Here is a 25,793-nt window from a genome sequence, read left to right on the forward strand (position 1 = left end):
ATGCTGCGACACAGCAATGCCAGAACCCTAATGCTGGTTCCTCTGGAAGCGGGGGCCGGTATCACCTCCGTGAGCCTGGGTTTAATTCGGGCGCTAGACCGAAAAAGTATTGAGCTTCAATTTTTTAAACCTGTCGCCGAGCCCCCGCCACCAGACGGCACTATAGAGCGCACCACTGAAATCTTGCGGCAAACATCCAACCTGTCCATCCCCAGCTCGCTGAGTGCCGAATATGCGGACTCGATGGTATCCACCGGAAAAATGGCGGATTTACTGGAAGAGATTCTCGCCCGTTTCAGACGAATCTCGGCGAAGGCTGAAGTTAATGTAATCGAAGGCGTGCTACCCAGCCGCGACAATCCCGTGACTAATCAGCTGAATTATCAAATTGCCAAAACCCTAGATGCGGAAGTGGTACTCGTCGCCTGTCCATCTCCCGGTGCCAGCGATTCAGTCAAGCAACTTCGCGAGAGACTGGAATTTGCCGTTCGTCTTTATGGCGGCGAGGATGCGAAGCGCGTAGTGGGCTGCATCATCAATAAAGTGGGTCTGCCTGCGGAAATTATGGATACTCCTGGAGCTCATTTAATTGGACTGCATTCACAACTGGAATCTAGTAAAGAAAGCCCCCCTAGCCTGACCCCTGAGATACTTTCAAAGCAGATTCCACTGCGTATTGTCGGTTTTATTCCCTGGAATGCAGAACTGCTCTCCCCCCGTGCACTCGACCTGGCGCGGCACTTTAATGCAAAGGTACTCAATAAAGGGGAGCTGGAAACACGCAGGTTGCATACCGTCACTTTCTGCTCCCGCTCACTGCCCAATATGTTGAGAAGATTTAAGCCCGGGGCCATGCTGGTAACTTCTGCCGATAGGCCCGATGTGGTTGTGGGCGCATGTTTGGCCGTTATGAATGGAGTCAAAATTGGATGCCTGCTATTAACCGGCGGCTACCATTTGGACAAAGCCATTTTGAAACTGTGTACCCCGGCCATGGAAACAGGCCTACCCATTTTACTGGTACCTTCCAATACCTGGCACACGGTGATGTCACTGCAGACTTTTAATTTGCGCACCCCATCAGATGACAGAAATCGCGTGGATCGGGTGCAGGAATTTTTCGCCAGTCGCCTGGATGAGGAGTGGGTGGAATCACTGAGCCAGCAAAGTGAAATCCCCAAACGCCTTTCACCCCCGGCATTCCGCTACCACCTCACGGAACTGGCCCGGCGCCGCACTATGCGGATTGTCCTACCCGAAGGAACCGAACCCCGCACCATTCGCGCCGCCCAGCTCTGCCTGGAGAGAGAGATTGCACATCCGGTTTTACTGGGCGAAGAAAAAGATATTTTCAAAATTGCTGAGCAGCAGGGGTTAAAGCTCAATAAAAAGTTGGAAATTGTCGATCCCAAGGCGGTGAGGGCACACTATGTGGAGCCCATGGTTGCCCTGCGTAAAAACAAGGGACTTACTCAAGTAGTGGCACTTGAGCAGCTACAGGATAATGTGGTTCTCGGAACCATGATGTTGGCATTGGGTGAAGTGGATGGACTGGTGTCCGGCGCTATTCACACAACAGCCAATACCATTCGGCCCGCCCTACAACTGATCAAAACCGCCCCGGATGAAGAGCTGGTTTCCTCGATATTTTTTATGCTGCTCCCTGAACAGGTACTGGTCTACGGAGATTGCGCGATCAATCCCGATCCCGATGCACAGCAACTCGCCGCTATAGCCATTCAATCAGCAGATTCCGCAGCGGCATTTGGTATAGAACCCCGAGTCGCAATGATCAGTTACTCCACCGGCACATCCGGCAGCGGCAGCGATGTCGATAAAGTCCGCGAGGCCACCCAGCTGGCCAAACAGAAGAGACCGCAGCTAATTATTGATGGCCCCCTTCAATACGACGCCGCCTTAATCCGCAATGTCGCTGCCCAAAAAGCCCCGCACAGTCCCGTGGCCGGCAGGGCCACAGTTTTTATCTTTCCCGACCTGAATACCGGCAACACTACCTACAAAGCCGTTCAACGCAGCGCTGATTTAGTGAGTATTGGGCCAATGTTACAGGGATTGCGCAAGCCGGTTAATGACCTATCACGGGGCGCACTCGTGGATGATATTGTATATACCATTGCCCTCACCGCCATCCAGGCCCAGGGCAAGCTTCACTAATTTTATTTACTCCCGGCGCAGAGGCCTGCGCTGGTCGATATACTCATGTAATGCGGCAGCAACGATATAGGCTTCCAGCCTGTGCTCATAGGTCTCTGTATGATCGTACCCCATTCGCTGTAAGCAGCGTTGGATATAATCGGCACTTGAGGATTTATCGTGCCAGACCCGGCGGCCTTTAAAAATATTGGCCAGCACTTTCCACCAACTTTTATCAGCGGAGCGCAAGTGCTGTAGAGCCACCGCTAGCAGGGCTTCCTCATCAGAGAAATCAGTACCCAGTGGATAGTGAGGCAGCTCCGCCAGGCATTTTTCGTCATTGAATACACTGGCGAGGTGTTCAGGTGTGTTGTTATTAAAACTCTCAGGAATCGAAAAGCTTTTTTCTATCTTCCCCGCGTGCTTGGCCTGCTCTAACAGTACAGCTTGAAAGCGGGTATCACAGATACTGAGCATGGCCACCATTACATCCCGGTCTGTTTTACCACGCAAATCGACTGCGCCATATTCCGTCACAACCACATCGCGCAAATGCCGGGGAATCGTCGTGTGAGGATATTCCCACACAATATTACTCTCGCAGATACCATCACGCATTCGCACACTGGGGAGCGCAATAATGGATCGGGCCCCTGGCAAGTCCCAAGCCTGGGCGACAAAGTTATATTGCCCCCCCACCCCACTCACCACGTGGTTATCCACTAAGGCATCCGAGACAACCGCCCCCCCAAGAGTCACCATCATGGCTGAATTTACAAAGCGCGCATGCTGTCGCTGCGCCAGCTTTAGGTCTCTTTGGGATTGGAGGTCATTGGTAAAACTGATGTCAATCATATCGAGACCTGCCCCCTCCCTAGGGTCCAGATCCCGCAACTCTCGATACATAAGTTCCGGCCCCAGATAGAAGCCGCCATGTAACCAGATACCCCCAGCGATCTTTTTATTCAGGCAACTACCAATTAGACGGCGGCGCCCATGTTCGCTGTGAAGATCGCACTCCTCCTCTTCACCATCAGGAGTCAGCAGCTTATGGCCCCGCCAACTATAGCTGGGGTCCACAATGCCAAGCTGCTGTAAAAAATTTGTATCCGCCACGGTTAAAGGGCAACTGATACGACCTACATTTTTCAGAGCTAGCAGGGTTTCCTCATGCACAGTATCAGTAATCTGATCACTATCGAGCAGATGTTGAATTGTCGCGTCAGCGTAGACTTTGCGGGTCAGAACCCCGGCTCTGCGCAGATGGAGAAAACCGTGAGGCACCATTTCACTGGCCCCATAAAGTCCCCGCTTAAATGTACCAGTGCACAGCGGTAATTCCTCTCGGTAGCGTTTTGTATCCTCTTCCACCAAGTCATCCAGAATCCGGCAAAAGAGGGCGTTTTCCTTATGTCTCAAACGCAGTACATGGCAAACCGCATCTCCCAGAGCACCAATACCTACTTGAAGGGTTCCTCCATCTTCAACCAGACTGGCGATATGGTAGGCGATGCTGTATTCGGTAAAGGTTACCGGCAGGGCCGGAGCAGCAAACAGCGGCATATCAAAAGTCTCGCCTTTCAACAAAAAGTCAAAAGCACTGGCCGGCAGTTCACTGCTTCCTTGGATATAGGGCAGCTGAGTATTTACTTCACCCAATAAATACAGGGGGTAGTCCTTGCGCTGAGCTGCCAGTTTTAGAACAGGCAGTGTCAGGTCTGGATTGCAACTTAAGCTGTACTTGTCTCCACACTCTGAAGGCGCCACCATTTGCGCAATAACGTTAACCCCCCGACTGATCAACTCACCGGGTACTTGGGTATAATTTGCACTTACGTAGTGTTGCTGCGCATAGTTATTGCCGAGCAGAGAACCGGGCTCCATAAAGAATTCAATAACCTTAATATTACCTGGCAGGTGCCCCTTTCTTCTCGCGGGAACATAGGCAAGATCTTGGTATTGACTGTAATGGGAGTCCAGGAGTGGCTGGATAAAGCGCCGGGAAATGTCGCTGTCACCATGGGGGCGCTCCAGCGTCAGGGCCGTAAATATGGTCAGTGAAATCGTATGATCTTCTGCCGCTCGAGCGTATAGTGTATTGGCGAAGTGGTTTGCCTTACCAAGCCCCAACGGTAATGCCAGAACAATTTTCTTGCCGACAACTTCTAAGAGCTTATCGACACACTCCTCAGCACTGGTAAAGCTCTCTGGAGAATTGTTGTGCGCAGATTCCATCGGAGGTAGCTTTCCTCAAACCCTATTGGACTGTGCCCGCACACCCACCCAAGTGCTCAAAGTGATCCACCTGAATTGCCTTCTCCACAGCATCCGCTGCATCGTAGAGTATCTCAGCCTCTTCATCGCTGATTAGATTTTTCTTTAACCCTTCTTCCACGCTATCCCTGCTCAGGTTGCGAATACCGCCTTTTTTTAATTTTTCTCGAGCCCGCTCGGAAGCGCATACCCGATCAAACGCCTGCTCAACAATATCCACTCCATCCCCGGGAGTTCCGAGAAAAACTCCACTGGTCAGCCGGTCGCGAGTCGCCGACGGCGTCAACAGTAATTCCGCACAGGCCTTGGCTTGCCGATCCGATGCGGTGTGGACACTGTGACCCCAAGGCATGGTGAGGAAGTGCATTACCTGGCCAATAAATGGCCGGGGGAAATTTTGAAACACCTCCAACAAGTTGACTTCGATCTTATGCAACCCGTCTCGCATGGAAAATTCCATCAGAGGGAGGTCATCCTTAGGGTTGCCATCATCATGAAAGCGCTTCAGGGTGCAGCTGAGCAGATACAGCTGACTCAAGACATCACCCAATCGGGAAGAAATCAATTCTTTTCGCTTGAGTTCTCCCCCCAGGGTCATCAAGGAAAATTCAGTAATCAGAGATAGCACCGCCGAATACCGATTCAATTGCCGATAGTACTTGGCAGCGTGCCCTACGTTGCGAGGGCTGCTGGCAAACAAGCCCACCGTCCAGCCGTGAAAAATACCCCGGCAGAGGGTTTTGAATTGAAACCACATATGCTTGGGCAGCAACTTATCCAATTCATCCAATCCCGCTTCATGGTCTGGATTTTCTGCCGCCAACATTTCCTTCAAAATATAGGGGTGGCAGCGAATTGCACCCTGGCCAAAGATCATCAAGCTGCGAGTGAGAAGGTTGGCCCCCTCTACCGTAATTGCTACCGGTATCGCTCGATAAACATTACCCAGGTAATTTAATGGACCATCCATAATGGCCTTACCCGCATGAATATCCATTGCATCAATAATGGCCTGGCGTAGACCACAAGTAGCATTGGCTTTCATAATCGCGGTGATCACCGCTGGCTTCCGCCCCTCATCCAGGGCGCGGGTAGTCGTTTTATGGGCGCTATCCAATACAAATGCAATAGAAGCAATTTCAGCCAAGCGGCGTTGCACGCCTTCAAAGCGGCCAACAGGCACATTAAATTGCTCTCGAACCCGGGCGTAAGCGCCGGTCATGCGCGCGGCCATTTTTGCCCCACCGGTAGATAGGGATGGCAGAGAAATTCCTCGGCCTGCGGCAAGGGCACTCATCAGCATCTCCCAACCTTTGCCGACTTTCTCCTCGCCGCCAATAATCCAATCCATGGGCATAAAAACATCTTTTCCCCAGTTGGGCCCGTTCTGAAATGCTTGCAGCGCTGGGAGATGCCTCTGACCAATGGAAACGCCCGGTGTATCTGTGGGCACCAGGGCAACCGTAATACCCAGCTCTTCTTCATCGCCGAGAATATGGTCCGGGTCATAGAGCTTGAAGGCCAAACCTAACACCGTGGCTATCGGGCCCAAGGTGATATAGCGCTTGTGCCAATCAACACGCATACCAAGGACCTTTTCGCCTTGATATTCGCCGTAACAGACTACGCCACGGTCAATCATGGATGCCGCATCAGATCCGGCCTCCGGACTGGTCAGCGCAAAGCAGGGAATATCAGTGCCATCTGCCAGACGTGGCAAATAGTAGTCCTTTTGCTCTTGCGTACCGTGAGCCAGTAGCAGCTCTCCCGGGCCCAATGAGTTAGGCACCATTACTGTGACACCCACACAAGTACTGCGGGTGGTAATTTTGGTCACTATCTCCGCATGAGCTGTCGGGGAAAAGCCAAGGCCGCCATATTTCTTGGGAATAATAATGCCAAAAAAGCGATTTTTCCGAAGGAAATCCCAAACATGCTCCGGAATATTGCGATCCACATAGCTAATTTGCCAATCGTTGATCATTCGGCACAGCTCTTCGACTGGCCCCTCCAGGAAAGCCTGCTCCTCTTCATTGAGCGCAGGTGGCCCCATCCCCAACAACTGATCCCAATGTGGTTTACCTGACAATAACTCAGCGTCCCACCAAACTTCACCCGCTTCCATCGCCTCCCTTTCTGTTTCAGAAATTGGCGGAAGTACCCGTTTAATAATTTTTAAAAGAGGCGCGGTAAAGAATTTTTTGCGCAATTCGCTCATTTTCACCTTCCATAGCGGCAGCCGTTGCAACAAACACTGCCAATTCCCGCAGGGTCGAGAGAGTCATCAATGCACAATAATAGGAGACGTTTGATTGCAGGTAAGAATTCACAGAAGAAATCCATGCCCCTACCCTGATAGGCATTTTATTTTTCAACAAAACCGGCGTTGTTTTTTTCAGGGACCATTGAAAAATTATTGATATTAGCTTTTTCTCAATCCGTCTACACAAATCCATATTGTGAGACCCCCATATTCCTTTCAATTAAATAACCATTCTTTATCAGGGACTTAGCTTTATAACTTTTTGAAAGGAAAATAAAAATAAACAAGGATTTTGACATGAATCGACTTACGGCAATATCTCTCACCAGCATCAGCCTGATGCTTCCATCGTTAATTTATGCCGATCTAATCGGCGAGGAGCCACGCTTAAATCCAGAAGATAGGATTAGCCAGGATAAAATTTCCCAGGGACAACTCCACCTCGACGAAATACGTGAAGCGGGGATGATTATTTTCAGCACGCCTTTCAATCGTTACGACGGTTTTGGTGATGGCCCCCACGATTTTTCTGAACCAGACAACCACTCCCCCACCGGAGGTAACAGGCCCACCCTGCAAGGGAATGGCACATTTTTGCGGGTCAATGGCCTCGATGCGCAAAACTGCCTGGAGTGCCATACCGTCATCAGCAATCGAACAACGCCTCCCAGATTGGGCATTGGCGGAGGTGGAGGGTTCGGAACCAGCGTATTATTCCGCCCCGCCAACATCGATGTTATCGATGAAAACTTTGACGGTATCGCAGAGTTTGATGGGCGGCTGATTAATCCGGTATTTTTATTTGGCGCCGGGGGAATTGAATTGGTTGGTCGTGAGATGACCCATGAATTACAAAATCTAAAACAACACGCCCTCAACAATCCCGGCATCATCGTTGAGCTGGAAACAAAATCAGTCAGTTTTGGGAGCATCATTGCCGACGAGTACGGCAATTTGGATACCACCAATGTCGAAGGCGTCGAGCACGATTTGATTGTCAGGCCATTTGGTCGAAAAGGTGACAACGCCTCAGTCAGGGAGTTCGATGTCTCCGCCCTGGCATTTCATATGGGGATGCAGGCCTCGGAAGCCTTTGGCGGAGCAACAGCAGATGCTGACAATGACGGAGTAGTCAATGAAATCACCGTTGGGGACTTATCCGCACTAAGCATCTTTATTACTACACTGGAACCACCATTTGATACCGATGACAGAGAACACCGTGACGGCAGGAGGCTTTTCTCCGATATCGGCTGCGCCGACTGCCACCGCCCAACGATGGTAACCGAAAGAAGGACCCTCCCCTATAAACTTACCGGCTCTCCAGAAACTCCCTTTGAAGACATTTTCTACGAAGTGGACCTGACCAAGCATCCGACAAATTTTCGCCAAAACCGCAATGGCGGAATAGAGGTCGCTATGTTCTCTGATCTCAAGCGCCACGATATGGGCGAGGGGCTGGCTGAGAACGCCTTCTTCCAAACGGACCAGCAAAACCGTGAGTTTATTACCGCACGCCTTTGGGGAGTGGCCGATACTGCGCCCTATTTACACGATGGCAGAGCCACTACGTTGGCAGAAGCCATTTTTCTCCACGACAGCCCCGGAAGCGAGGCCAGTAACGCAGCACAGAATTTCAAGTATTTAAGTGAAAATGATCAGAATAAGATCTTGGCATTTTTGATGTCCCTGAGAATGCCGGAGAACCCCGCTGATGATCTAATTGATCCCCGCTAAGTTGATTCTCAACAACTGGCAGCGCTTTTGGGCTGCCAGTTTCCAGGCCGCCCAATAGACTTACTGGCGCTTTTTTAAGTCAGAGCCTTACCCGCCACGATTACACCATTGTTATCCGCGTAGAGGTATTCCCCCGGGCGGAAATCCACACCCGCAAAGCTCACAGTCAGGTCTCTTTCACCAATTCCCTTTTTTTCTGTTTTCATTGGATGGCTACCAAGTGCCTGCACCCCCAGATCCAGTTCCGCGATTTCATCTACATCGCGAATGCAGCCATACATCAGGATACCTTCCCAACCGTTGGCAGCCGCCTTTTCTGCCAGCATATCGCCAAGACAAGCCCGCCGCATGGATCCACCGGCATCTACTACCAAAACCTTGCCCTGCCCCGGTTCAGCCACCAGCTCTCGCACCAGGGAGTTATCTTCAAAACATTTGATAGTGACAATCTGCCCACCAAAACGATCTCGGCCACCGTAATTGATAAACATAGGATCAACTACTCGCACCTCATCAGGGTAGGCATCACATAAATCGGGGGTTGACTTGAGCATCAATATTCTCGCAGCAATCTATGGAAGAGAAGGATAATAGCGGGAAAAAAGTAGAAGAGCTAAGAGGCAAATAAATACCGGGTATCACCACGATGGATAATACCCGGCCAAGCCTTCGCTGCCACGAAATTGAAACTAGTGTGTTACACGAACCGGCGTGCCTACACGCACATGCTGGTAGAACTTTCTCGCCATATGTGGGGGCATACGTACACAACCATGAGAAGCGGGATAGCCGGGCACGTGGCCAGAGGCATGCAGACCGATACCGCCATTAAAACGAATGTAGTTATTCATTTTTGCACCGCGATACACAGTACCCGCAGGGCGACGATGCTTTCGAGTATTTACATTCGATCTCACGACTCTGCCAGTGCGTCTATCAACAAAACTGCCATAAATAGACGAGCGGTGATAAGGGTGTTTGGACAACACACGAAAATGCCCGGGGCGTGTGCTATAACCGCGCTTCCCCGAAGAAATACGGGAGACACCAACTAATTTCCCACCTTTATACAGATATGCGCGCTGCTCACTTAAATCAATTCTAATCGATGGACTACCACCTCTGGCTGCGGCGCGATCATCAAACCAATTAGATGCGCGTGGCTTTGCATCTGCCGGCGGCGCTGCCATTAAAGCCATAAGGCACATCATCAAAAAGACATGAAGTATGGGGATTTGAATCTGTCTACTCGTTTGCATAGCTCACCTCACCGAGTCTGGGTACCCTGCCCTGAATTCAACAGATAAACAGTCTGTCGGTAATTTTCAGGTGCGCGCCAGTGGGGCCAGGGCCCACGGCGAACATTTTTACGGAGCACATTGCGCAATCTGTTTTTCGATTTACACGCAACCTTAAGACTCTTCCGATTCTATTGAGGCGAGCGGAAAGATTTAGAATGAATTCTTCTGTGTGGATCAGCTGATAGAGGTTTGTATTTTTTGGATAATGTGTCGTTTAAATTTTTCAAACACAATTAGCAGAACAAAATCAGGTGTTTCTGAGTTTAACGGCAACAACGGACTCATTTTCCACCAAGGCAAACACCGCTTCAGCAGAAAAATTACAGTTAAATATAGCGGGGGAATAATTGGGAAAGCGGCCCACAATTGGGCCGCTTTAGGAGGAAAATTAACCTTCCTCGTTGGCCAGGAATAGCCAGGTATCTACTGCGGTATCCGGGTTCAGGGACACACTGTCGATCCCCTCATCCATCAACCAGCGGGCGAAGTCTTTATGGTCAGAAGGACCCTGACCACAAATACCTACATATTTACCCGCTTTCTTACAGGCTTGGATCGCCCTGGAAAGCAGTGCCTTGACCGCTGGGTTGCGCTCATCAAACAAATCGGCAACCAGGCCGGAGTCGCGGTCCAGGCCAAGCGTTAGCTGGGTCAGGTCATTGGAACCGATAGAGAAACCATCAAAGTGCTGCAGGAAGTCCTCCGCCAGCAAAGCGTTAGACGGCAGTTCGCACATCATAATGACCTTGAGGCCACCTTCTCCACGGCGCAGGCCGTTTTCAGCCAGCAGACCGACTACTTCCTCAGCTTCTTCCGGGGTGCGAACGAAGGGCACCATGATTTCCACATTGGTCAGTCCCATTTCATCGCGGACTTTCTTCAGTGCACGGCACTCCAGGGCAAAGCACTGGCGGAAATCTTCGGAGCGGTAGCGAGCTGCACCACGGAAGCCAAGCATTGGGTTTTCTTCGCTTGGCTCGTACAACTGGCCACCCACAAGGTGCGCATACTCATTAGATTTAAAGTCGGACAAGCGTACGATGACGCGATTCGGTGCGAAGGCTGCAGCCAAGGTAGCGATGCCTTCCACCAACTTTTCGACAATAAAGTCTTCTGGAGAATCGTATCCACCGATACGCTCGCGAATATTCTGCTGCAGATCTTCCGGCAGGTTATCCAGTTCGAGCAGTGCTTTCGGGTGAATACCGATCATGCGGTTGAGGATAAACTCAAGGCGCGCAAGGCCAACGCCCTGGTTCGGCAGATGGCTGAAAGCGAATGCTCGATCCGGGTTGCCCACGTTCAACATAATTTTGAACGGCAGCTCCGGCATTTCCGCAACTTCAGTTTCCTCGCGCTGGAATTCCAGTTCACCAGCCATTACAAAACCGGTATCGCCTTCCGCACAGGAAACTGTCACCGGGGTGCCGGTTTCCAGCAGCTCGGTTGCATTACCACAACCTACAACTGCGGGGATACCCAGCTCACGAGCGATAATTGCCGCGTGACAAGTACGGCCGCCGCGATTGGTAACAATAGCACTCGCTTTCTTCAGGACCGGCTCCCAATCCGGGTCGGTCATATCGGTAACCAGGACTTCACCATCCTGCATCAGCGCCATGTCTTCTACGGATTCAAGCTTGCGAACGGGGCCCGCGCCAATGCGCTGGCCGATTGCGCGACCTTCACACAATACGTCACTGCGCTCCTGCAAACTGTAGCGCTCGATGCTGGTGCCCTGATCGCGGGAGCGTACAGTTTCCGGACGCGCCTGTACGATAAACAACTTACCGCTGTCGCCGTCTTTAGCCCACTCGATATCCATCGGGCGACCGTAGTGCTCTTCAATCTTGCGGGCCTGGATTGCCAGGTCTGTCAGCTCCGCATCGTTGAGGGCAAAGCGCTGGCGGTCTTCGTCTGCCACCGGGATAGTTTTTACGGAACGACCACATTCACCGCTCTCGTCGTAAACCATCTTGATCGCTTTACTGCCGCGATTGCGGCGCAGAATCGCAGGACGGCCCGCATCCAGGGCTGGCTTGTAGAGGTAAAATTCGTCCGGGTTAACTGCACCTTGAACAACGGTTTCACCCAAACCAAAGGCGGCGGTGATAAAGATCACATCGCGGAAGCCACTCTCTGTGTCCAGGGTAAACATCACACCCGCTGCGCCGGTCTCACTGCGCACCATGTGCTGGATACCGGCAGACAGGGCAACGCCCACATCCGCATAACCGGTGTGCACGCGGTAGGCGATAGCACGGTCGTTGTAGAGGGAAGCAAAAACTTCTTTTACTGCCTTCAATACAGCGTCGATACCGCGGATATTCAGGAAGGTCTCCTGCTGACCGGCGAAGGACGCATCCGGCAAGTCTTCGGCGGTTGCAGAGGAGCGAACTGCAACAGCAGTTTCCGCACCACCCAGGGCCTCATAGCCCTCGCGAATCTCTTTTTCCAGCTGCTCGGGGAACGGAGTCTGTAAAATCCAGTTGCGGATTTCATCTCCCGCCTGGGCCAGCTCGGTGACATTACCAACATCCAATCCTTGCAAACGCTCGGCTATACGCTGCTCCAGCTGTTCGTGAGCCAGGAAAGCCCTAAAGGCTTCTGCGGTGGTAGCGAATCCACCGGGTACGCTCACGCCGGCACCGGCGAGAGAGGAGATCATCTCGCCCAGTGATGCGTTCTTGCCGCCGACTTTGTCGACATCGGCCATGCCCAGTTTTGCGAAGTCGATCGTGAAGTTCGTCAAGTGAAGGCCCTCTAAAATTCAGGTTGAGTGGCGGCAGATTATAAGGATGAGTTTTGTAAAAAATAGCCCGTAAAAATTGGCCAAAATGTTGTAAATTTTCTACAAAAATTGCAAAACGCCAGAATAAAAGACCTTTGCCCCATTCCTCCCCTACAATAGCCCCCTCACGCCGACAAACTGAGAACAAACATGGCAAAAGACAAGCGCACGGCTTTTTTTATCTCCGACGGAACCGGTCTCACCGTCGAAGCGATTGGCCACAGCCTACTCGCACAGTTCCGCGATCAACAAGTTGAGCAGGTCACGCTTCCCTATATCGACTCCACCGAAAAAGTTAAACAGGCCCTGCAACGCATAGAAAAAGCAGCCGATGAATCCGGTTTACAGCCGATCATTATTACCAGCATTGTTTCTGACAAGATCCGGGAACAGCTGCACCAAAGCTCTGCGCTGATGCTCGATATCTTCGAGAACTACCTCACGCCACTGGCCAATCTGTTTAACCGGGATCCGGCACAGATGGTCAACGTCTCTCACGGCATTGACGACAACCGCCGCTACACCGACCGGATTGATGCAGTGCACTTCGCCATGGACAATGACGATGGCCGCAGAGTCAGCGAATTCCAGCAAGCCGATGTGATCCTGTTGGGCGTTTCCCGCTCCGGCAAAACGCCTACCTGCTTGTACCTGGCACTCCAGTTTGGCCTGCGCGCGGCAAACTACCCCATCACCGAAGAGGATATGGACTCCACCACCCTGCCCAAGATCCTGCGCCCGTTTCGCAACAAGCTGTTTGGCCTGACAATCGAGCCCGAGCGCCTGATGCAAATTAGACAGGAAAGGCGCGCCAACAGCCGCTACGCTTCTAAGGAACAATGTGAATTCGAGGTGCGCCAAGTTGAGCAAATGCTGAGGCGGGCCCAGGTGCCTTTCCTCAATGCAACCCAACTTTCGGTGGAGGAACTCGCCACCCGCCTGATGTCTCAGGCCGGTATTGAGCGCAGGATTGACTAAAGAGCCACACACCCTTTAATTGCCGCCGCAAAATGTGTAGTGTGCGCCGTCTTCCGGACTGCTGTAGCTTGATATGCAAATTGTCTCTCTGCCCTACTCATTAAACACGCCCGCCGCATTTGCGGCGATAGCGGATTTACCTATCCCCGTTTGGCTCGACAGCGGTCGACCTCTCGCGGAGGGTGGGCGCTATGACATCATTAGTGCCGACCCGATAAATACCCTTGAGTTAAGTGCCGACACACCCGAGCCATTTGCCCGACTGGATGACCTTGTGTGCGAACTCTGCCCTCAGGACAGGGACTCACAACTGCCTTTTTGCGGCGGGGTTATTGGTTACGCTGGTTATGAACTCGGTGTAGAGGGCAATTATCTACCGGCAGATATGCGCCCTACGGACTTGCCCGCAGGCTTTTTTGGGCTCTACACATGGGCCTTTATTGCCGACCACCAACTGGGTAGCAGTCACCTGGTTTTCCACCCCGCCTGCCCCCCACAGCAAGTTCGCGAATTGATACAGCGATTTAAAGCTATCAATTGGGAGACTCCGCTTACACCCGGAGACTTCCGGCTGCTTTCACCATTTGAGCACGAACTGAGTGCAGATGATTATCGGGCACAAATTGAGCAGATATTGGAATATATCGCCGCCGGCGATATCTATCAGGCAAACTTTACCCAGCGTTTCAGGGCCCCCTACAGCGGCGATCTGCTAACAGCTTACCTGGCATTGCGCTCTCAAGCTGCCGGTCCCTTTTCTGCTTATATGGCCCTGCCCCATGGCAGCCTACTCAGTATGTCGCCGGAGCGATTTATCCGAGCTGATGGCGCCAGTTTACGCACGGAACCGATTAAAGGCACTGCAGCAAGACACGCTGACAAGATGGCAGATCAGCGCGCCGCCTTCTCGCTGCAGAGAAGCCCCAAGGACCGGGCGGAAAATCTGATGATCGTCGATTTACTGCGCAATGATTTGAGCAAGCTGTGTCGCAGTGGCACCGTACGTGTTCCCGAGCTATTCCAATTGGCAAGCTTTGCCAATGTCCACCACTTGGTCAGCGTAGTAACTGGTGAGCTACCCGAAGAGTCAGTTTATAGCGAATTACTCGAAGCTTGTTTCCCCGGCGGGTCTATCACAGGTGCTCCAAAGCGACGCTCAATGGAAGTGATCCGGGAGCTGGAATCCAGTCCCCGGGGGATTTATTGCGGCAGTATTGGCTACATCAGCAGCTGTGGCCGCGCTGACACCAATATCGCCATCCGGACCTTCAGTGCCAACGATGGACATCTAACCTGCGCGGCAGGTGGTGGGATCGTTGCAGATTCCGATCCCACCTCAGAGCATCAGGAGTGCTTGGCCAAGGTGCGCTTACTACTGGAAACAACTGAACAATTTTTGCAGTAGGTATCAAACCGCCGAAAAGCGACCAAAAATTAGCCTGTTTTGGCGCCTTTTGTAGCATCACTACAAATTTTAGTTATAAAGGTATCGGCGATTGATATTTCAAAGTTATTAGGGGTTCTGATAGATTCAGTCCATCTTGCCTTTAATGGCATTGCACTGGATCAAGGAAATTATCGTGAAGATCACACTGGTCAAGAAAATTCTCGCCGACGGCTCGCCCTGCGCCAAGTGTCGCGACGTTGAAGAAAAGCTGGAAGAAAATGGCCAAATGCAATTTATCGACCAGACACTTATCGCCGACCTGCGTGACCCGCAAAGCCCGGGTTTACAGCTGGCTCAGCAGTACAAGGTGGAGCGAGCGCCCTTCTTTGTCGTAGAGCGCGAAGGTAAGGAAGCAGAAATTTTTACTGTTTACTTTAAGTTCGCCAAAGAAGTGCTGCGCCCCCTGATCGAGATGGAGGCTTCATAGCCTCCATCCCTTACCTTTATTTCGGCACTCCCCCTTCAACAGCACCTCTAGTAAACCGGCAACTCCATATCGGCGAACAGCGCATCGACCTCAGAACGGGATGTCGCCTGTGCCGCTTGGTCAATCAGCTCACGGCTGAGATGGGGGGCAAATTGCTGGATAAACTCATACATAAAGCCCCGCAAGAAAATCCCCTTACGGAAGCCAATTTTCGTAACACTCGATTCAAATAGATCACTGGCATCGAGAGCCACAAGGTCCTCATCTTCGCCATCAACGGCCATATCAGCCACAATGCCAATTCCCAATCCCAGACGCACGTAAGTTTTGATTACATCAGCATCGGCGGCGGTAAAGACTACCTTAGGTGACAACCCTTTCTCCAAGAAAGCTTCATCTAACTTGGAGCGGCCGGTAAACCCAAATACATAAGTAACTATCGGGTACTTCGCCACGTCCTCAAGGGATAGCTTACTCACCTGGCAAAGCGGGTGATCTTTCGGTACCAGAATGCAGCGGTTCCAGCGGTAGACAGGCATCATCACCAAATCGCTGAAAAGCTCCAGAGCTTCGGTAGCGATAGCAAAGTCTGCAGTGCCATCTGCCGCCATCTCAGAAATTTGCATAGGGGTTCCCTGATGCATGTGCAGGGAAACCTCCGGATAACGACCTATAAACAACTTAATAATCGGGGGCAAGGCATAGCGCGCCTGGGTGTGAGTGGTAGCTACAGCGAGACTACCTTTTTTATCATTGCTGAACTCTTGCGCAACCTGTTTGATATTCTCCACTTTGCGCATAATTTCGCCGGCAGTCTTTAAGATTGCCTCCCCTGCCGGGGTCACCCTCGTGAGATGCTTGCCACTGCGCGCAAAGATTTCTACGCCAAGCTCATCCTCCAGAAGGCGAATTTGTTTACTGATTCCCGGCTGGGAGGTATAGAGGCTCTGCGCTGTAGCAGAAACATTGAGGTCGTGATGTGCCACTTCCCAGATATATCTCAACTGCTGCAGCTTCATAGATCCTCCCTTTCATTAAGTTCGCTCCTGGCCGAGAGCGAGTAATGCCATTTTTTGATCGATAGTTATAAAAACTATCTTGAGTTATACGAGAAAAGAATAGCAGTGAATCAAAGCCAGGGCCAATGGACGGTTGAATATCCGTGGTAGAGACGAAAGTGTCAATCAACTTTGGGGGATCCTGGGCTTTCTGTCGGCTTTATTTTCTAGTCGGTAGCTACATTGCTCCATAGTGGTGCAATGCACCCTTTACCGTATAACGCCCACTAAATTGCCCACAACTATCTAGGCTTCAACATTAGCTATGCCATGGGGAACATGGCCTGTTGCCACGTGTTCAGCAGCAGAGGCGCAGTGACTGGGCTGATCATCAAAAAAGACATCGGCACCAAAGGCGCGCAAAAACTCACCCTTCGGTAACCCCCCTAGAAAAACTGATTCGTCTACCCGAACATCCCAGGTCCGCAGGGTCCTGATAACCCGCTCATGGGCCGGAGCAGAGCGAGCAGTTACCAGCGCTGTTCGAATTGGGCAGGCATCCATGTCAAATTCTGCTTGCAACCGCTGAAGCGCCTCAAGAAACCCCTTGAAGGGCCCTCCTCCCAGAGGTTTTTGCGCTGATATTCGCTCGGCTTTGGTAAAAGCCGCCAACCCCTCTCTTTTATAGATTTTCTCAGCCTCATCCGAGAATATGACTGAATCACCATCAAATGCGAATCGCAAAACATCGTTCCGATTTTCACGGCTTGCACCCGCCACTAAAGTTGCGGCAGCAACTCCCTGCTCCAAAGCCTGACGAACATCGGCACCATCTGCGGAAAGGAATAGATTGCACCCAAAGGGGCCTATATAGCGATACGGGCTCTCACCATTACAAAAAGCAGCCCGCGTAATATCTAGTCCGTAGTGTTCTATGGAGTTAAATACTCGCAATCCAGTGTCAGCACTATTTCTTGAGAGTAGGATTACCTCGACCCGGGGGTCCCCATCAAGAAGATCATTAATCTTCAAGAACTTTTCCACTAAGAGGAAGGCATCGCCTTTGTTCAGGATGTCATTTTCCCGCTCGACCTGATATTGAGAGAAAGCGTGCAAGCCCTGCTCTTCAAAGACCTTATGACTATCGCCGAGGTCAAATAAAGCGCGGGAAGATATAGCAATTACTAACTTGTCAGGGCGCACCGCCATTGATCTATCTCCACATTTTCAAATCTATCAGAACCAAGGAGTCTCTCTTCCGGCCTAAAGCGGGCAGCCTCCGCAATCAGAGCAGCCTCTTATCATCACTCGACCGGCAGGGAGGTGGACGCTTAAGGTAAACCACATGCCTAAATTCTACAAATAGGAGGATATCGACAAACAAGACAGATCAAGTCAACTTTTAACAGAGCACTCATCAACCAAAACAATAATCGGATTAAAACCATTAAGATTTAACCCAAGAGATAATTGAAAATTAAAGCCATTCTAGACCGGGACTAAAAAGAGTCTTAAGACGGATAAATACACGCTTTAGGTGGAACAGCAAAAACCACCTCTAACATTCAGAAAATCTAAGCAACAAGAATTAAAAACAACTTTCAAATTTAATCCTTTAGTTTGTTTTTATAATGGCAAATACAATGAAATCAATTTTGAGCCCTCCATGAGTGCAACTTAAATTAATCCTAAAAAGTTCGCACCAAATACAAACACACAATATAAAACATACAATAGACCCCACCATATCTAAAAACTACTGACAAAACTCCCCTTTATACCTACCTTTATTAACCAGACATAAACACAACAGATTTGTGACGCACACATCAAAATAAAAACATAAACATTCAAATGATAATTTCCGCGACAAAAGCATATTGTCAGAAATAATAGTAGCGGATATTGTTATTCCGCCTTGTAACGGCAAACAATTCAACACCCCAGAAAATCTCTTACTATTGTATTCGCACAAGTTAAAGATAGTAATGCAAGACATTTTCAATGGTGAAAACTAACAGGCCAGAAAACGAAAAAGTGAATTTCACTATAAATTTCCACACTATATTGGCCACATCAATAATAATCATAAAGAGAAAGCTAAAATGAAACTATTATTAGGAGTAGCAAGCACGCTTGCCCTAGCCATTAGCGCCCAGGCAGCAGAACGTATTCAGGTCACACCGGACCTGCTTTCCAATCAGTCACTGGCTTCCATTGCCGGATCAGATATGAAATTGGAAATGGTACTCGAACGCACACTTTCCAATGGAAAAACTATTTCGCGATACCAACAAACCCACAAAGGTATTCCTGTTTGGGGAAAAACAGTTGCCCGCAGTCAAAATGGTTCATCCCAGAAAGTAAGGGGCCACGTACTTTCAGGCCTTGAACTTGAGGTTCCCAACGCACGCGCTTCTATTGATGCCAACAATGCGATCGAACGAGCCATGACTCACCAATTAAATTTGCGTGAGCAAAATGGCTCAACCAAACGCGCATTGTCTATGCCTGCAATAAAGCTAAATGCTCAAAACCAAAAGAAAGAACTTTATGTATACGTAGATGAAAATGACCAGGCACGTTTGGCGTACCTGGTAAATTGGGTTGAGTACGGTGAAGAACCTACCAGGCCCTTCTATTTTATTGACGCACTCACTGGCGAAGTGATCAAACAGTGGGATGGTTTGGCATTCCGGGATGCTACAGGCCCTGGAGGCAATGAGAAAACAGGACGCTACGAATACGGTACCGACTACCCTGCCCTTGAGGTCGACAGCAGCTGCTCCATGAGCACTGACAATGTTGAAACTGTGGATCTGAACCACGGCACCAGTGGTGGTAGTGTTTTCTCCTTTACCTGTCCTGATAACGATCACAAAGAAATCAATGGTGCCTACTCTCCACTGAATGATGCCCACTTCTTTGGTAATGTAGTTTTCAATATGTACAGTGACTGGTATGGATCATCACCACTCACACAAAAATTAAGAATGCGGGTTCATTACAGTAACAACTACGAAAATGCATTCTGGGATGGCAGCCAGATGACATTCGGTGATGGCTATACAACCTTCCACCCACTTGTCAGCCTGGACGTTTCCTCTCATGAAGTTAGCCATGGCTTCACTGAACAAAACTCAAACCTGACCTATTCCGGCCAATCAGGCGGCATCAATGAAGCCTTCTCTGATATGGCCGGAGAGGCAGCAGAATACTATATGAAAGGTAGTAACGACTGGATGGTGGGAGCCGACATTTACAAAGCTAGTGGCGCTCTCCGCTACATGGACGACCCCACTCAGGATGGCCGTTCAATTGGCCATGCAGATGACTACTACAATGGCATGGATGTGCACTACAGCTCAGGCGTGTTTAACCGTGCCTTTTATTTGATCGCAACATCAAATGGCTGGAATACACAAAGTGCCTTTGATATTTTTGTATTGGCAAATCAAACCTACTGGAATGCAAGTACAGACTTTGCTGAAGGTGCTTGCGGTGCCTTGTCTGCGGCTGAAGATCTCGGCTATGATATTACAACTGTCGCATCCGCCTTTGATACTGTAGGCGTATCTATCAGTAACTGTACGGATGACCCCGGAGAGATTGATGGCTGGGAAGTGACCAACCTATCCGGTCGCCGTAATAGCTGGCAGCACTTCACCCTGGATGTTCCTTCAGGCGCTTCATCTTTGAATATTGATATGTCTGGAGGCAATGGTGATGGCGATCTATATGTCCGCTACGGCGCTACACCAACCTCGAGTGACTGGGACTGCCGCCCATATGTAAACGGGAATAACGAGAGCTGCAGCTTTAGTAACCCTACCGCTGGCACCTGGTATATCAGTATTCAAGGCTATACTTCGTACAGACGAGTGACTCTTTCCGCTCAGAGCCAGTAACATATATGGCCAGTGTCGACACTTGCGTGTCGGCACTCCCTGCCTAATCCTTCCTGGACCTATCTTCCAATTTTGTCCAATAAGCTGTGATAGAGCATCCCCAAAACCAAACCCGGCCATCTCAACAAAGTCCCACCTGGAAAATCAATTTTGGGGAGAGAAGCGAATATATTATAACCTCCACTCTCCCCATAAATCGCATCAGCTAAAAGCTTACCGGCTAAAGTTGCAGTGGGCACTCCATGCCCAGAATATCCCTGACTATAATACAAACCCGGTTGCAACTGTCCCATACAAGGCATTCGATTCATGGTAACGGCCAGTGTTCCTCCCCAGCCAAATTCAACACCAGTATTTTCCAGCTGTGGATAAACTCTCAACATATACTTTCTGACGAAACTACGAATATCCTCAGGAAAGCGCCTGGTGTAATTCTCCCCGCCACCAAAAATTAACCTGTTATCACCTGATAGTTTCCAATAATTAATAACATGTAGGGTGTCTTGCACTGCAAAATCATTAGCAATGATTTCCCGGGCAAGGTTTTTAGGTAAAGGCTCTGTCGCCAACACAAAATTATTTATCGGCATTATCCATCCGGCCAAACGGGACTCAAGATTTCCCAAATACCCGTTACAAGCCAAAATCAGCTTTTCAGCCCTTACTTGTCCTCGCGCAGTTGAAATCGTAAAAGGGGAAGACGCCGAGTATCCCTGCACCTCACTGCGCTCAAAAAAATGGACTCCTGCAGAGGCTCCTGCACGAGCAAGCCCTAAAGCAAAATTGAGTGGGTGGAGATGTAGTGAACCAAAATCTATCTGAGCACCAAGATATCGCTCACTACCAACAAGCTCCCGAACTTCTTTTTTCTCTATATATTCAACCTGCCTGTATCCATATCTTTCCCTGAGCTTGTCAGTTTCACCCTTCAGATACTTATCGTGGCTGGCCTTTGCCGCCAGATGCATAATCCCACGTTTTAAATCACATGGAATCCGGTGCCTGACTATTAAACTCTCCACCAATTGAACAGCATCGATACTTAAATCCCATAGCTGCTTAGCCATGTCGAATCCGAACATGGCTTCCAGATCACCCTGACTTCGCCTTTGTCCAACACCGACATGTCCTCCATTCCTTCCTGATGAGCCCCAACCAATCCTATTAGCCTCCAGAAGCACCACACAGTAGCCGCGCTCTGCCAAGTGCAAAGCACTAGAGAGTCCCGTATAACCACCACCAATGATGCAGACATCTGCCTCCACGTTACCTTCCAGGCATGGATACTCCTGAAGGTCGTTAGCTGTAGCGGCATAATAGGATTCCGTGTGCTCATCCAACCTATTCATCACCTTCATATTTCTACCAGATACCCTCAATGCCATTTAAATAAACGGCCCTGTTCCAATCGGCAGTATATAGTTCCTTTACACAGGAGGAATTATTTTCAGCGCAATGCTTTCCGGCACTGATCATAGAATTTCACTCAGGAAGAAAAAGTAAGCAATGGCTATCCAATGGATAAAATTACAAACTGGCTGGCAAATCACAATATTGCAGAAGTTGAATGCCTTGTTCCCGACATGTCAGGTAACGCCAGAGGAAAGTTCACCCCCACCGATAAGTTCTTAACTCAAGACAGCCGTTTACCGGAAAGCATTTTGGTGCAAACTGTAACTGGGGATTATGTCGACGAACACAATGAGCTTGTTGATCCAGCAGACACCGACATGCTCCTAATCCCTGACCCCAACTCAGTGCGCCTAAACCCTTGGGCCAATGATCCGACAGCACAAATCATTCATGACTGCCATTCTCGAGATGGGGACCCTCACCCTATCAGCACCCGTAATATTTTAAAATTTGTCCTCGAAAAATATGCAGACAGAGGATGGAAGCCTATTGTCGCTCCTGAGGTAGAGTTTTATCTTGTAAAAAGAAACCTGGACCCGGATGAAAAGCTATCCGCGCCTGTGGGAAGATCGGGACGCACAGAAAAAACCCGACAATCCTACAGCATTGATGCAGCCAATGAATACGAGCCCATCATTGAAGACATGTATGATTTTTGTGAAGCTCAGGGGCTTGATGTCGACACACTGATCCACGAATCAGGCACTGCCCAGATGGAAATTAACTTTCTACATGGAGATCCACTTCATTTAGCTGACCAGGTCTTTACCTTTAAACGCACAGTGCGCGAAACGGCTCTTCGCCACGGCATTTATGCAACCTTCATGGCAAAACCGATGGAAGACGAACCTGGAAGCGCACTGCACTTACACCAGAGTGTGGCGGATAGAAAAACCGGTGAAAATATTTTTGTCGATAATACAGGAAAAGAGAGCAATAATTTCTTGCATTTTATTGGCGGTATGCAGAAATACACTCCCGGTTTTATTAGTTTTTTTGCTCCAAATGTAAACTCCTATCGCCGCTTCACACCTGAAATGGCCGCACCCACCAGTCTCCACTGGGGTTACGACAACCGAACAACAGGCCTTCGGGTTCCCGACAGCTCGCCACAAAGTAAACGTCTTGAGAATCGTTTTCCCGGGGCGGACTGTAATCCCTACCTTGCCATAGCAGCTTCTCTTGCCTGCGGGTATTTAGGAATGACCAATAAAGTCGCACCGAGCGCACCTTATCAGGGCGACTGCTCCAAAGAGTCAATTACACTTCCCCGCACCCAGGAACATGCCCTGACACTCCTATCAGATTGTGATGAAGCAACAGAAATGTTTGGCAGTAAATTCGTAAAAGCCTGGAGTGCGATCAAGAGAAATGAATATGAGGAGTTTAATCGTGTGATCAGTTCGTGGGAGAGGGAATTTCTATTATTAAATGTATAAATAACCGTTCCACTAAAAGCTAACAGAAATAATAAACTGTTATCGCCAAATTTATTTTTTCGGAAAAAACAACTCATCTTTCCCTCCCCACAGGCAGAACATCACTTCCTAATTTGTGACGATCCGAGCAAAAATATCGAAAACAATTCAAATATATTAGTTTGCCATCACCTTTTTGTTGCCTAGATGCGTATGCAGGGTAATCTCAAGTTGCCCAATTAATTAGGGCAACCGGTTTGAGAAAGCGAACGCCACTGCCGCTACCGCGGTCCCTTCTTGGCGACGGTTATCTTCTGCTGTCTTACCACATAAAAATCCAGCCTGTATTGGCCAACCAGATTTAATACGGTCCCCACAAGGGAAATACGGCTGTATACCGGCGGATTCATATATAAAAAAGCTATAAAAGGGAAAGCTAGCAATGAAGCATTTTGTAGGACTAAGCTGCACTTTAGCCTTGGCTATTAGTGCACATGCTGTTGAGCGCGTCCCCGCCACGGCGGACATGCTCTCACCACAAACTTTAGCTGCCACCGGCGGATCGGATATGGCGCTCGAAAAAGTTCGTGAGCGCACTCTCGTCAACGGCAAAACCGTAGCCCGCTACCAACAGACTCACAAAGGCATTCCTGTCTACGGCCAAACAGTAACCAGCTCCGGGCAGGGTCTGATTACTGAGGTTCGCGGCAATGTCATCACTGGGCTGGAACTGGAAGTACCCAATATCAAAGCATTTATCAATGAAGATAATGCTATTGAGCGGGCAATGGACCACCAGATCAACTGGCGCACGCAGCAGGGCGTTATCCAGGGAGCTTTGTCAGTTCAGGCTTTGAAGCTGGAAGCACATAACCCCAAAAAGAAACTCTACGTCTATATCGATGAGCAAGACAATGCCCGCTTGGCTTACCTGGTCAACTGGGTTGAGTACGGCGATGAACCCACACGCCCCTTCTACTTTATCGATGCGATGACTGGCGAAGTTCTCAAGCATTGGGACGGCTTGAACTTTGCACAAAATGCGACAGGCCCAGGGGGCAATTCAAAGACCGGGCGCTACGAGTATGGTACTGATTACCCCCACATGATTGTTGACGACAGCTGTGCCATGGATACGGACAATGTAGAAACCGTTGATATGAACCACAGCACGAATGGCGGTAGCATCCACTCGTTCACCTGCCCGGACAATGACTATAAGTCAATCAACGGCGCTTACTCACCACTCAATGACGCACACTTCTTTGGCGGTGTGGTCTTTGATCTCTATAGCGACTGGTACAACACATCCCCTCTCACACAAAAACTGAGAATGCGGGTGCACTACAGCAACAACTACGAGAATGCCTTCTGGGATGGCAGCCAGATGACATTTGGTGATGGCCAGAGCTACTTCTATCCACTGGTTAGCCTCGATGTTTCCGCTCACGAAGTCAGCCACGGTTTTACCGAGCAAAACTCTGACTTGAATTACTACAATCAGTCCGGCGGCATCAATGAAGCCTTCTCTGATATTGCTGGTGAAGCTGCCGAGTACTATATGCGCGGCAGCAATGACTGGTTGGTAGGGGCCGAAATCTTTAAGTCCAGCGGAGCACTCCGCTACTTTGAAGATCCAACTGACGATGGCAGCTCCATCGGTCATGCCGATGATTACTACAACGGCATGGACGTGCACTACAGTTCCGGTGTCTTCAATCGGGCTTTCTACCTACTGGCGAATACCAACGGCTGGAATACCCGCACAGCATTCGACTCCTTTGTTCTTGCCAACCAGATGTATTGGAGTGCCAATACTGATTTTGAAGATGGTGCCTGTGGTGTTTTCTCTGCAGCATCAGATTTAGGTTACGACACTGATGACGTTGTTGCCGCATTCTCCACGGTAGGCGTTTCCACCAGCAGCTGCGGTGGCGGCGGCGGTGGTGGTGGCGGTGGTAATGAAGGCGGAGAACTCGAAAACGGGGTTACCGAGACCGACATCGAGGGCAGCAGTGGTGATGAAGTTCACTTCACCCTGGATGTACCCGCAGATGCCACAGGCCTGTCTTTTGCAATGTCAGGCGGAAGCGGTGATGCCGACCTCTATGTTCGCTTCGGCAATGCTCCAACCACCAGCACTTATGATTGCCGTCCGTACACTTCAGGCAACGATGAAACTTGTGATATCGCTGACGCTGACCTGCAGGGCGGAACCTATTACGTCATGGTGCGCGGCTACTCCTCCTTCTCCGATGTCACCCTGGTAGGCAGTTACACCGGTGGTGGTGGTGGCGGTGGTGGTAGCGACAGCTGGGAAGAAACCAACCTTTCTGGTTCCCGCAACAGCTGGCAGCACTTCACCATTGAGGTTGATGCTGGAGCTTCTACCCTGAGCGCCGTAATGGAAGGTGGCAGCGGGGATGCAGATCTCTATGTCCGCCACAACCAAGAGCCTACCCGTACAGCGTACGACTGCCGTCCCTACCAGTGGGGCAATGACGAAAGCTGCACCATCAGTAATCCGGATGCTGGAACCTGGTATATCAGTATCCGCGCTTACTCTGCCTACTCTGGCGTTACCCTGAGTGCAAGCACTGAGTAATTGAGCTGATTTCCACCCAGCAGATATCTGCTGGGTGGGCAAGCTCTCGCAGATCAAAGTATCGGCGGTGCACAAACAA

Annotated in this window: 17 protein-coding genes; 8 read left to right on the forward strand and 9 right to left on the reverse strand. The window is 50.0% G+C overall.

Annotation, left to right across the window (positions count from 1 at the left end; all coding sequences use genetic code 11):
* Complete coding sequence (gene pta / locus ACJJIW_RS19105; protein ID WP_444936090.1) at nucleotides 1-2,175, forward strand: phosphate acetyltransferase; 2,175 nt, start codon at nucleotides 1-3, stop codon at nucleotides 2,173-2,175.
* Nucleotides 2,176-2,181: 6 nt separating this feature from the next.
* Here pta and ACJJIW_RS19110 read toward each other — a convergent pair whose 3' ends face one another.
* Genes ACJJIW_RS19110 through ACJJIW_RS19120 form a run of 3 tightly spaced genes read right to left on the reverse strand, consistent with a single transcriptional unit; the run spans nucleotide 2,182 to nucleotide 6,884 of the window.
* A complete protein-coding gene (locus ACJJIW_RS19110; protein WP_444936091.1) occupies nucleotides 2,182-4,389 on the reverse strand; it encodes an acetyl-CoA hydrolase/transferase C-terminal domain-containing protein in 2,208 nt (735 codons plus the stop codon).
* Between the two features lie 22 nt (nucleotides 4,390-4,411).
* Complete coding sequence (locus tag ACJJIW_RS19115; RefSeq protein ID WP_444936092.1) at nucleotides 4,412-6,646, reverse strand: acyl-CoA dehydrogenase; 2,235 nt, start codon at nucleotides 6,644-6,646, stop codon at nucleotides 4,412-4,414.
* Nucleotides 6,594-6,884: a hypothetical protein gene (locus ACJJIW_RS19120; protein ID WP_444936093.1), complete on the reverse strand. Its 291-nt coding sequence runs from the start codon at nucleotides 6,882-6,884 to the stop codon at nucleotides 6,594-6,596. The genes ACJJIW_RS19115 and ACJJIW_RS19120 overlap by 53 nt, the downstream gene beginning before the upstream one ends.
* 104 nt (nucleotides 6,885-6,988) lie before the next feature.
* Between ACJJIW_RS19120 and ACJJIW_RS19125 the strand changes: the two genes are divergently transcribed.
* Complete coding sequence (locus tag ACJJIW_RS19125) at nucleotides 6,989-8,428, forward strand: di-heme oxidoredictase family protein (RefSeq protein WP_444936094.1); 1,440 nt, start codon at nucleotides 6,989-6,991, stop codon at nucleotides 8,426-8,428.
* Nucleotides 8,429-8,502: 74 nt separating this feature from the next.
* Here ACJJIW_RS19125 and rraA read toward each other — a convergent pair whose 3' ends face one another.
* The 3 genes from rraA to ppsA form a co-directional block, all read right to left on the reverse strand.
* The gene (gene rraA / locus ACJJIW_RS19130; protein WP_282932500.1) at nucleotides 8,503-8,982 is read right to left on the reverse strand and encodes a ribonuclease E activity regulator RraA; all 480 of its coding nucleotides are present in this window, start codon (nucleotides 8,980-8,982) and stop codon (nucleotides 8,503-8,505) included.
* A 135-nt stretch (nucleotides 8,983-9,117) separates the two neighbouring features.
* Nucleotides 9,118-9,627 (reverse strand): L,D-transpeptidase family protein, encoded by a 510-nt coding sequence (locus ACJJIW_RS19135; protein ID WP_282932499.1) that lies wholly within the window; start codon nucleotides 9,625-9,627, stop codon nucleotides 9,118-9,120.
* Between the two features lie 490 nt (nucleotides 9,628-10,117).
* A complete protein-coding gene (gene ppsA, locus ACJJIW_RS19140; protein ID WP_282932498.1) occupies nucleotides 10,118-12,481 on the reverse strand; it encodes a phosphoenolpyruvate synthase in 2,364 nt (787 codons plus the stop codon).
* A gap of 189 nt (nucleotides 12,482-12,670) precedes the next feature.
* Here ppsA and ppsR point away from each other — a divergent pair, with 189 nt between their 5' ends.
* The 3 genes from ppsR to ACJJIW_RS19155 all read left to right on the forward strand — a co-directional run bounded on the left by ppsR (nucleotide 12,671) and on the right by ACJJIW_RS19155 (nucleotide 15,372).
* Complete coding sequence (gene ppsR, locus ACJJIW_RS19145; RefSeq protein ID WP_282932497.1) at nucleotides 12,671-13,498, forward strand: phosphoenolpyruvate synthetase regulatory kinase/phosphorylase PpsR; 828 nt, start codon at nucleotides 12,671-12,673, stop codon at nucleotides 13,496-13,498.
* 73 nt (nucleotides 13,499-13,571) lie between these two features.
* Complete coding sequence (pabB, locus tag ACJJIW_RS19150; RefSeq protein ID WP_444936095.1) at nucleotides 13,572-14,903, forward strand: aminodeoxychorismate synthase component I; 1,332 nt, start codon at nucleotides 13,572-13,574, stop codon at nucleotides 14,901-14,903.
* 175 nt (nucleotides 14,904-15,078) lie between these two features.
* Complete coding sequence (locus ACJJIW_RS19155) at nucleotides 15,079-15,372, forward strand: hypothetical protein (protein WP_444893650.1); 294 nt, start codon at nucleotides 15,079-15,081, stop codon at nucleotides 15,370-15,372.
* A gap of 47 nt (nucleotides 15,373-15,419) precedes the next feature.
* On the opposite strand, the gene cysB is transcribed toward ACJJIW_RS19155, so the two are convergent.
* Nucleotides 15,420-16,391, reverse strand: coding sequence for an HTH-type transcriptional regulator CysB (gene cysB, locus ACJJIW_RS19160; protein ID WP_282932493.1), 972 nt, complete (start codon nucleotides 16,389-16,391; stop codon nucleotides 15,420-15,422).
* Nucleotides 16,392-16,676: 285 nt separating this feature from the next.
* Nucleotides 16,677-17,579, reverse strand: coding sequence for a 5'-nucleotidase (locus tag ACJJIW_RS19165; protein ID WP_282932492.1), 903 nt, complete (start codon nucleotides 17,577-17,579; stop codon nucleotides 16,677-16,679).
* A gap of 896 nt (nucleotides 17,580-18,475) precedes the next feature.
* On the opposite strand from ACJJIW_RS19165, the gene ACJJIW_RS19170 reads away from it, so the two are divergent.
* Nucleotides 18,476-20,278 (forward strand): M4 family metallopeptidase, encoded by a 1,803-nt coding sequence (locus ACJJIW_RS19170; RefSeq protein WP_282932491.1) that lies wholly within the window; start codon nucleotides 18,476-18,478, stop codon nucleotides 20,276-20,278.
* Between the two features lie 59 nt (nucleotides 20,279-20,337).
* Here ACJJIW_RS19170 and ACJJIW_RS19175 read toward each other — a convergent pair whose 3' ends face one another.
* Nucleotides 20,338-21,627: an NAD(P)/FAD-dependent oxidoreductase gene (locus ACJJIW_RS19175; RefSeq protein ID WP_282934679.1), complete on the reverse strand. Its 1,290-nt coding sequence runs from the start codon at nucleotides 21,625-21,627 to the stop codon at nucleotides 20,338-20,340.
* 168 nt (nucleotides 21,628-21,795) lie between these two features.
* Here ACJJIW_RS19175 and ACJJIW_RS19180 point away from each other — a divergent pair, with 168 nt between their 5' ends.
* Together ACJJIW_RS19180 and ACJJIW_RS19185 are read left to right on the forward strand one after the other, a co-directional pair.
* Nucleotides 21,796-23,130: a glutamine synthetase family protein gene (locus ACJJIW_RS19180; RefSeq protein WP_282932490.1), complete on the forward strand. Its 1,335-nt coding sequence runs from the start codon at nucleotides 21,796-21,798 to the stop codon at nucleotides 23,128-23,130.
* Nucleotides 23,131-23,551: 421 nt separating this feature from the next.
* A complete protein-coding gene (locus ACJJIW_RS19185) occupies nucleotides 23,552-25,714 on the forward strand; it encodes a M4 family metallopeptidase (RefSeq protein WP_444936096.1) in 2,163 nt (720 codons plus the stop codon).
* Nucleotides 25,715-25,793 lie beyond the last annotated feature (79 nt).

This window comes from Microbulbifer maximicatervae (SeqCode), assembly GCF_052467815.1.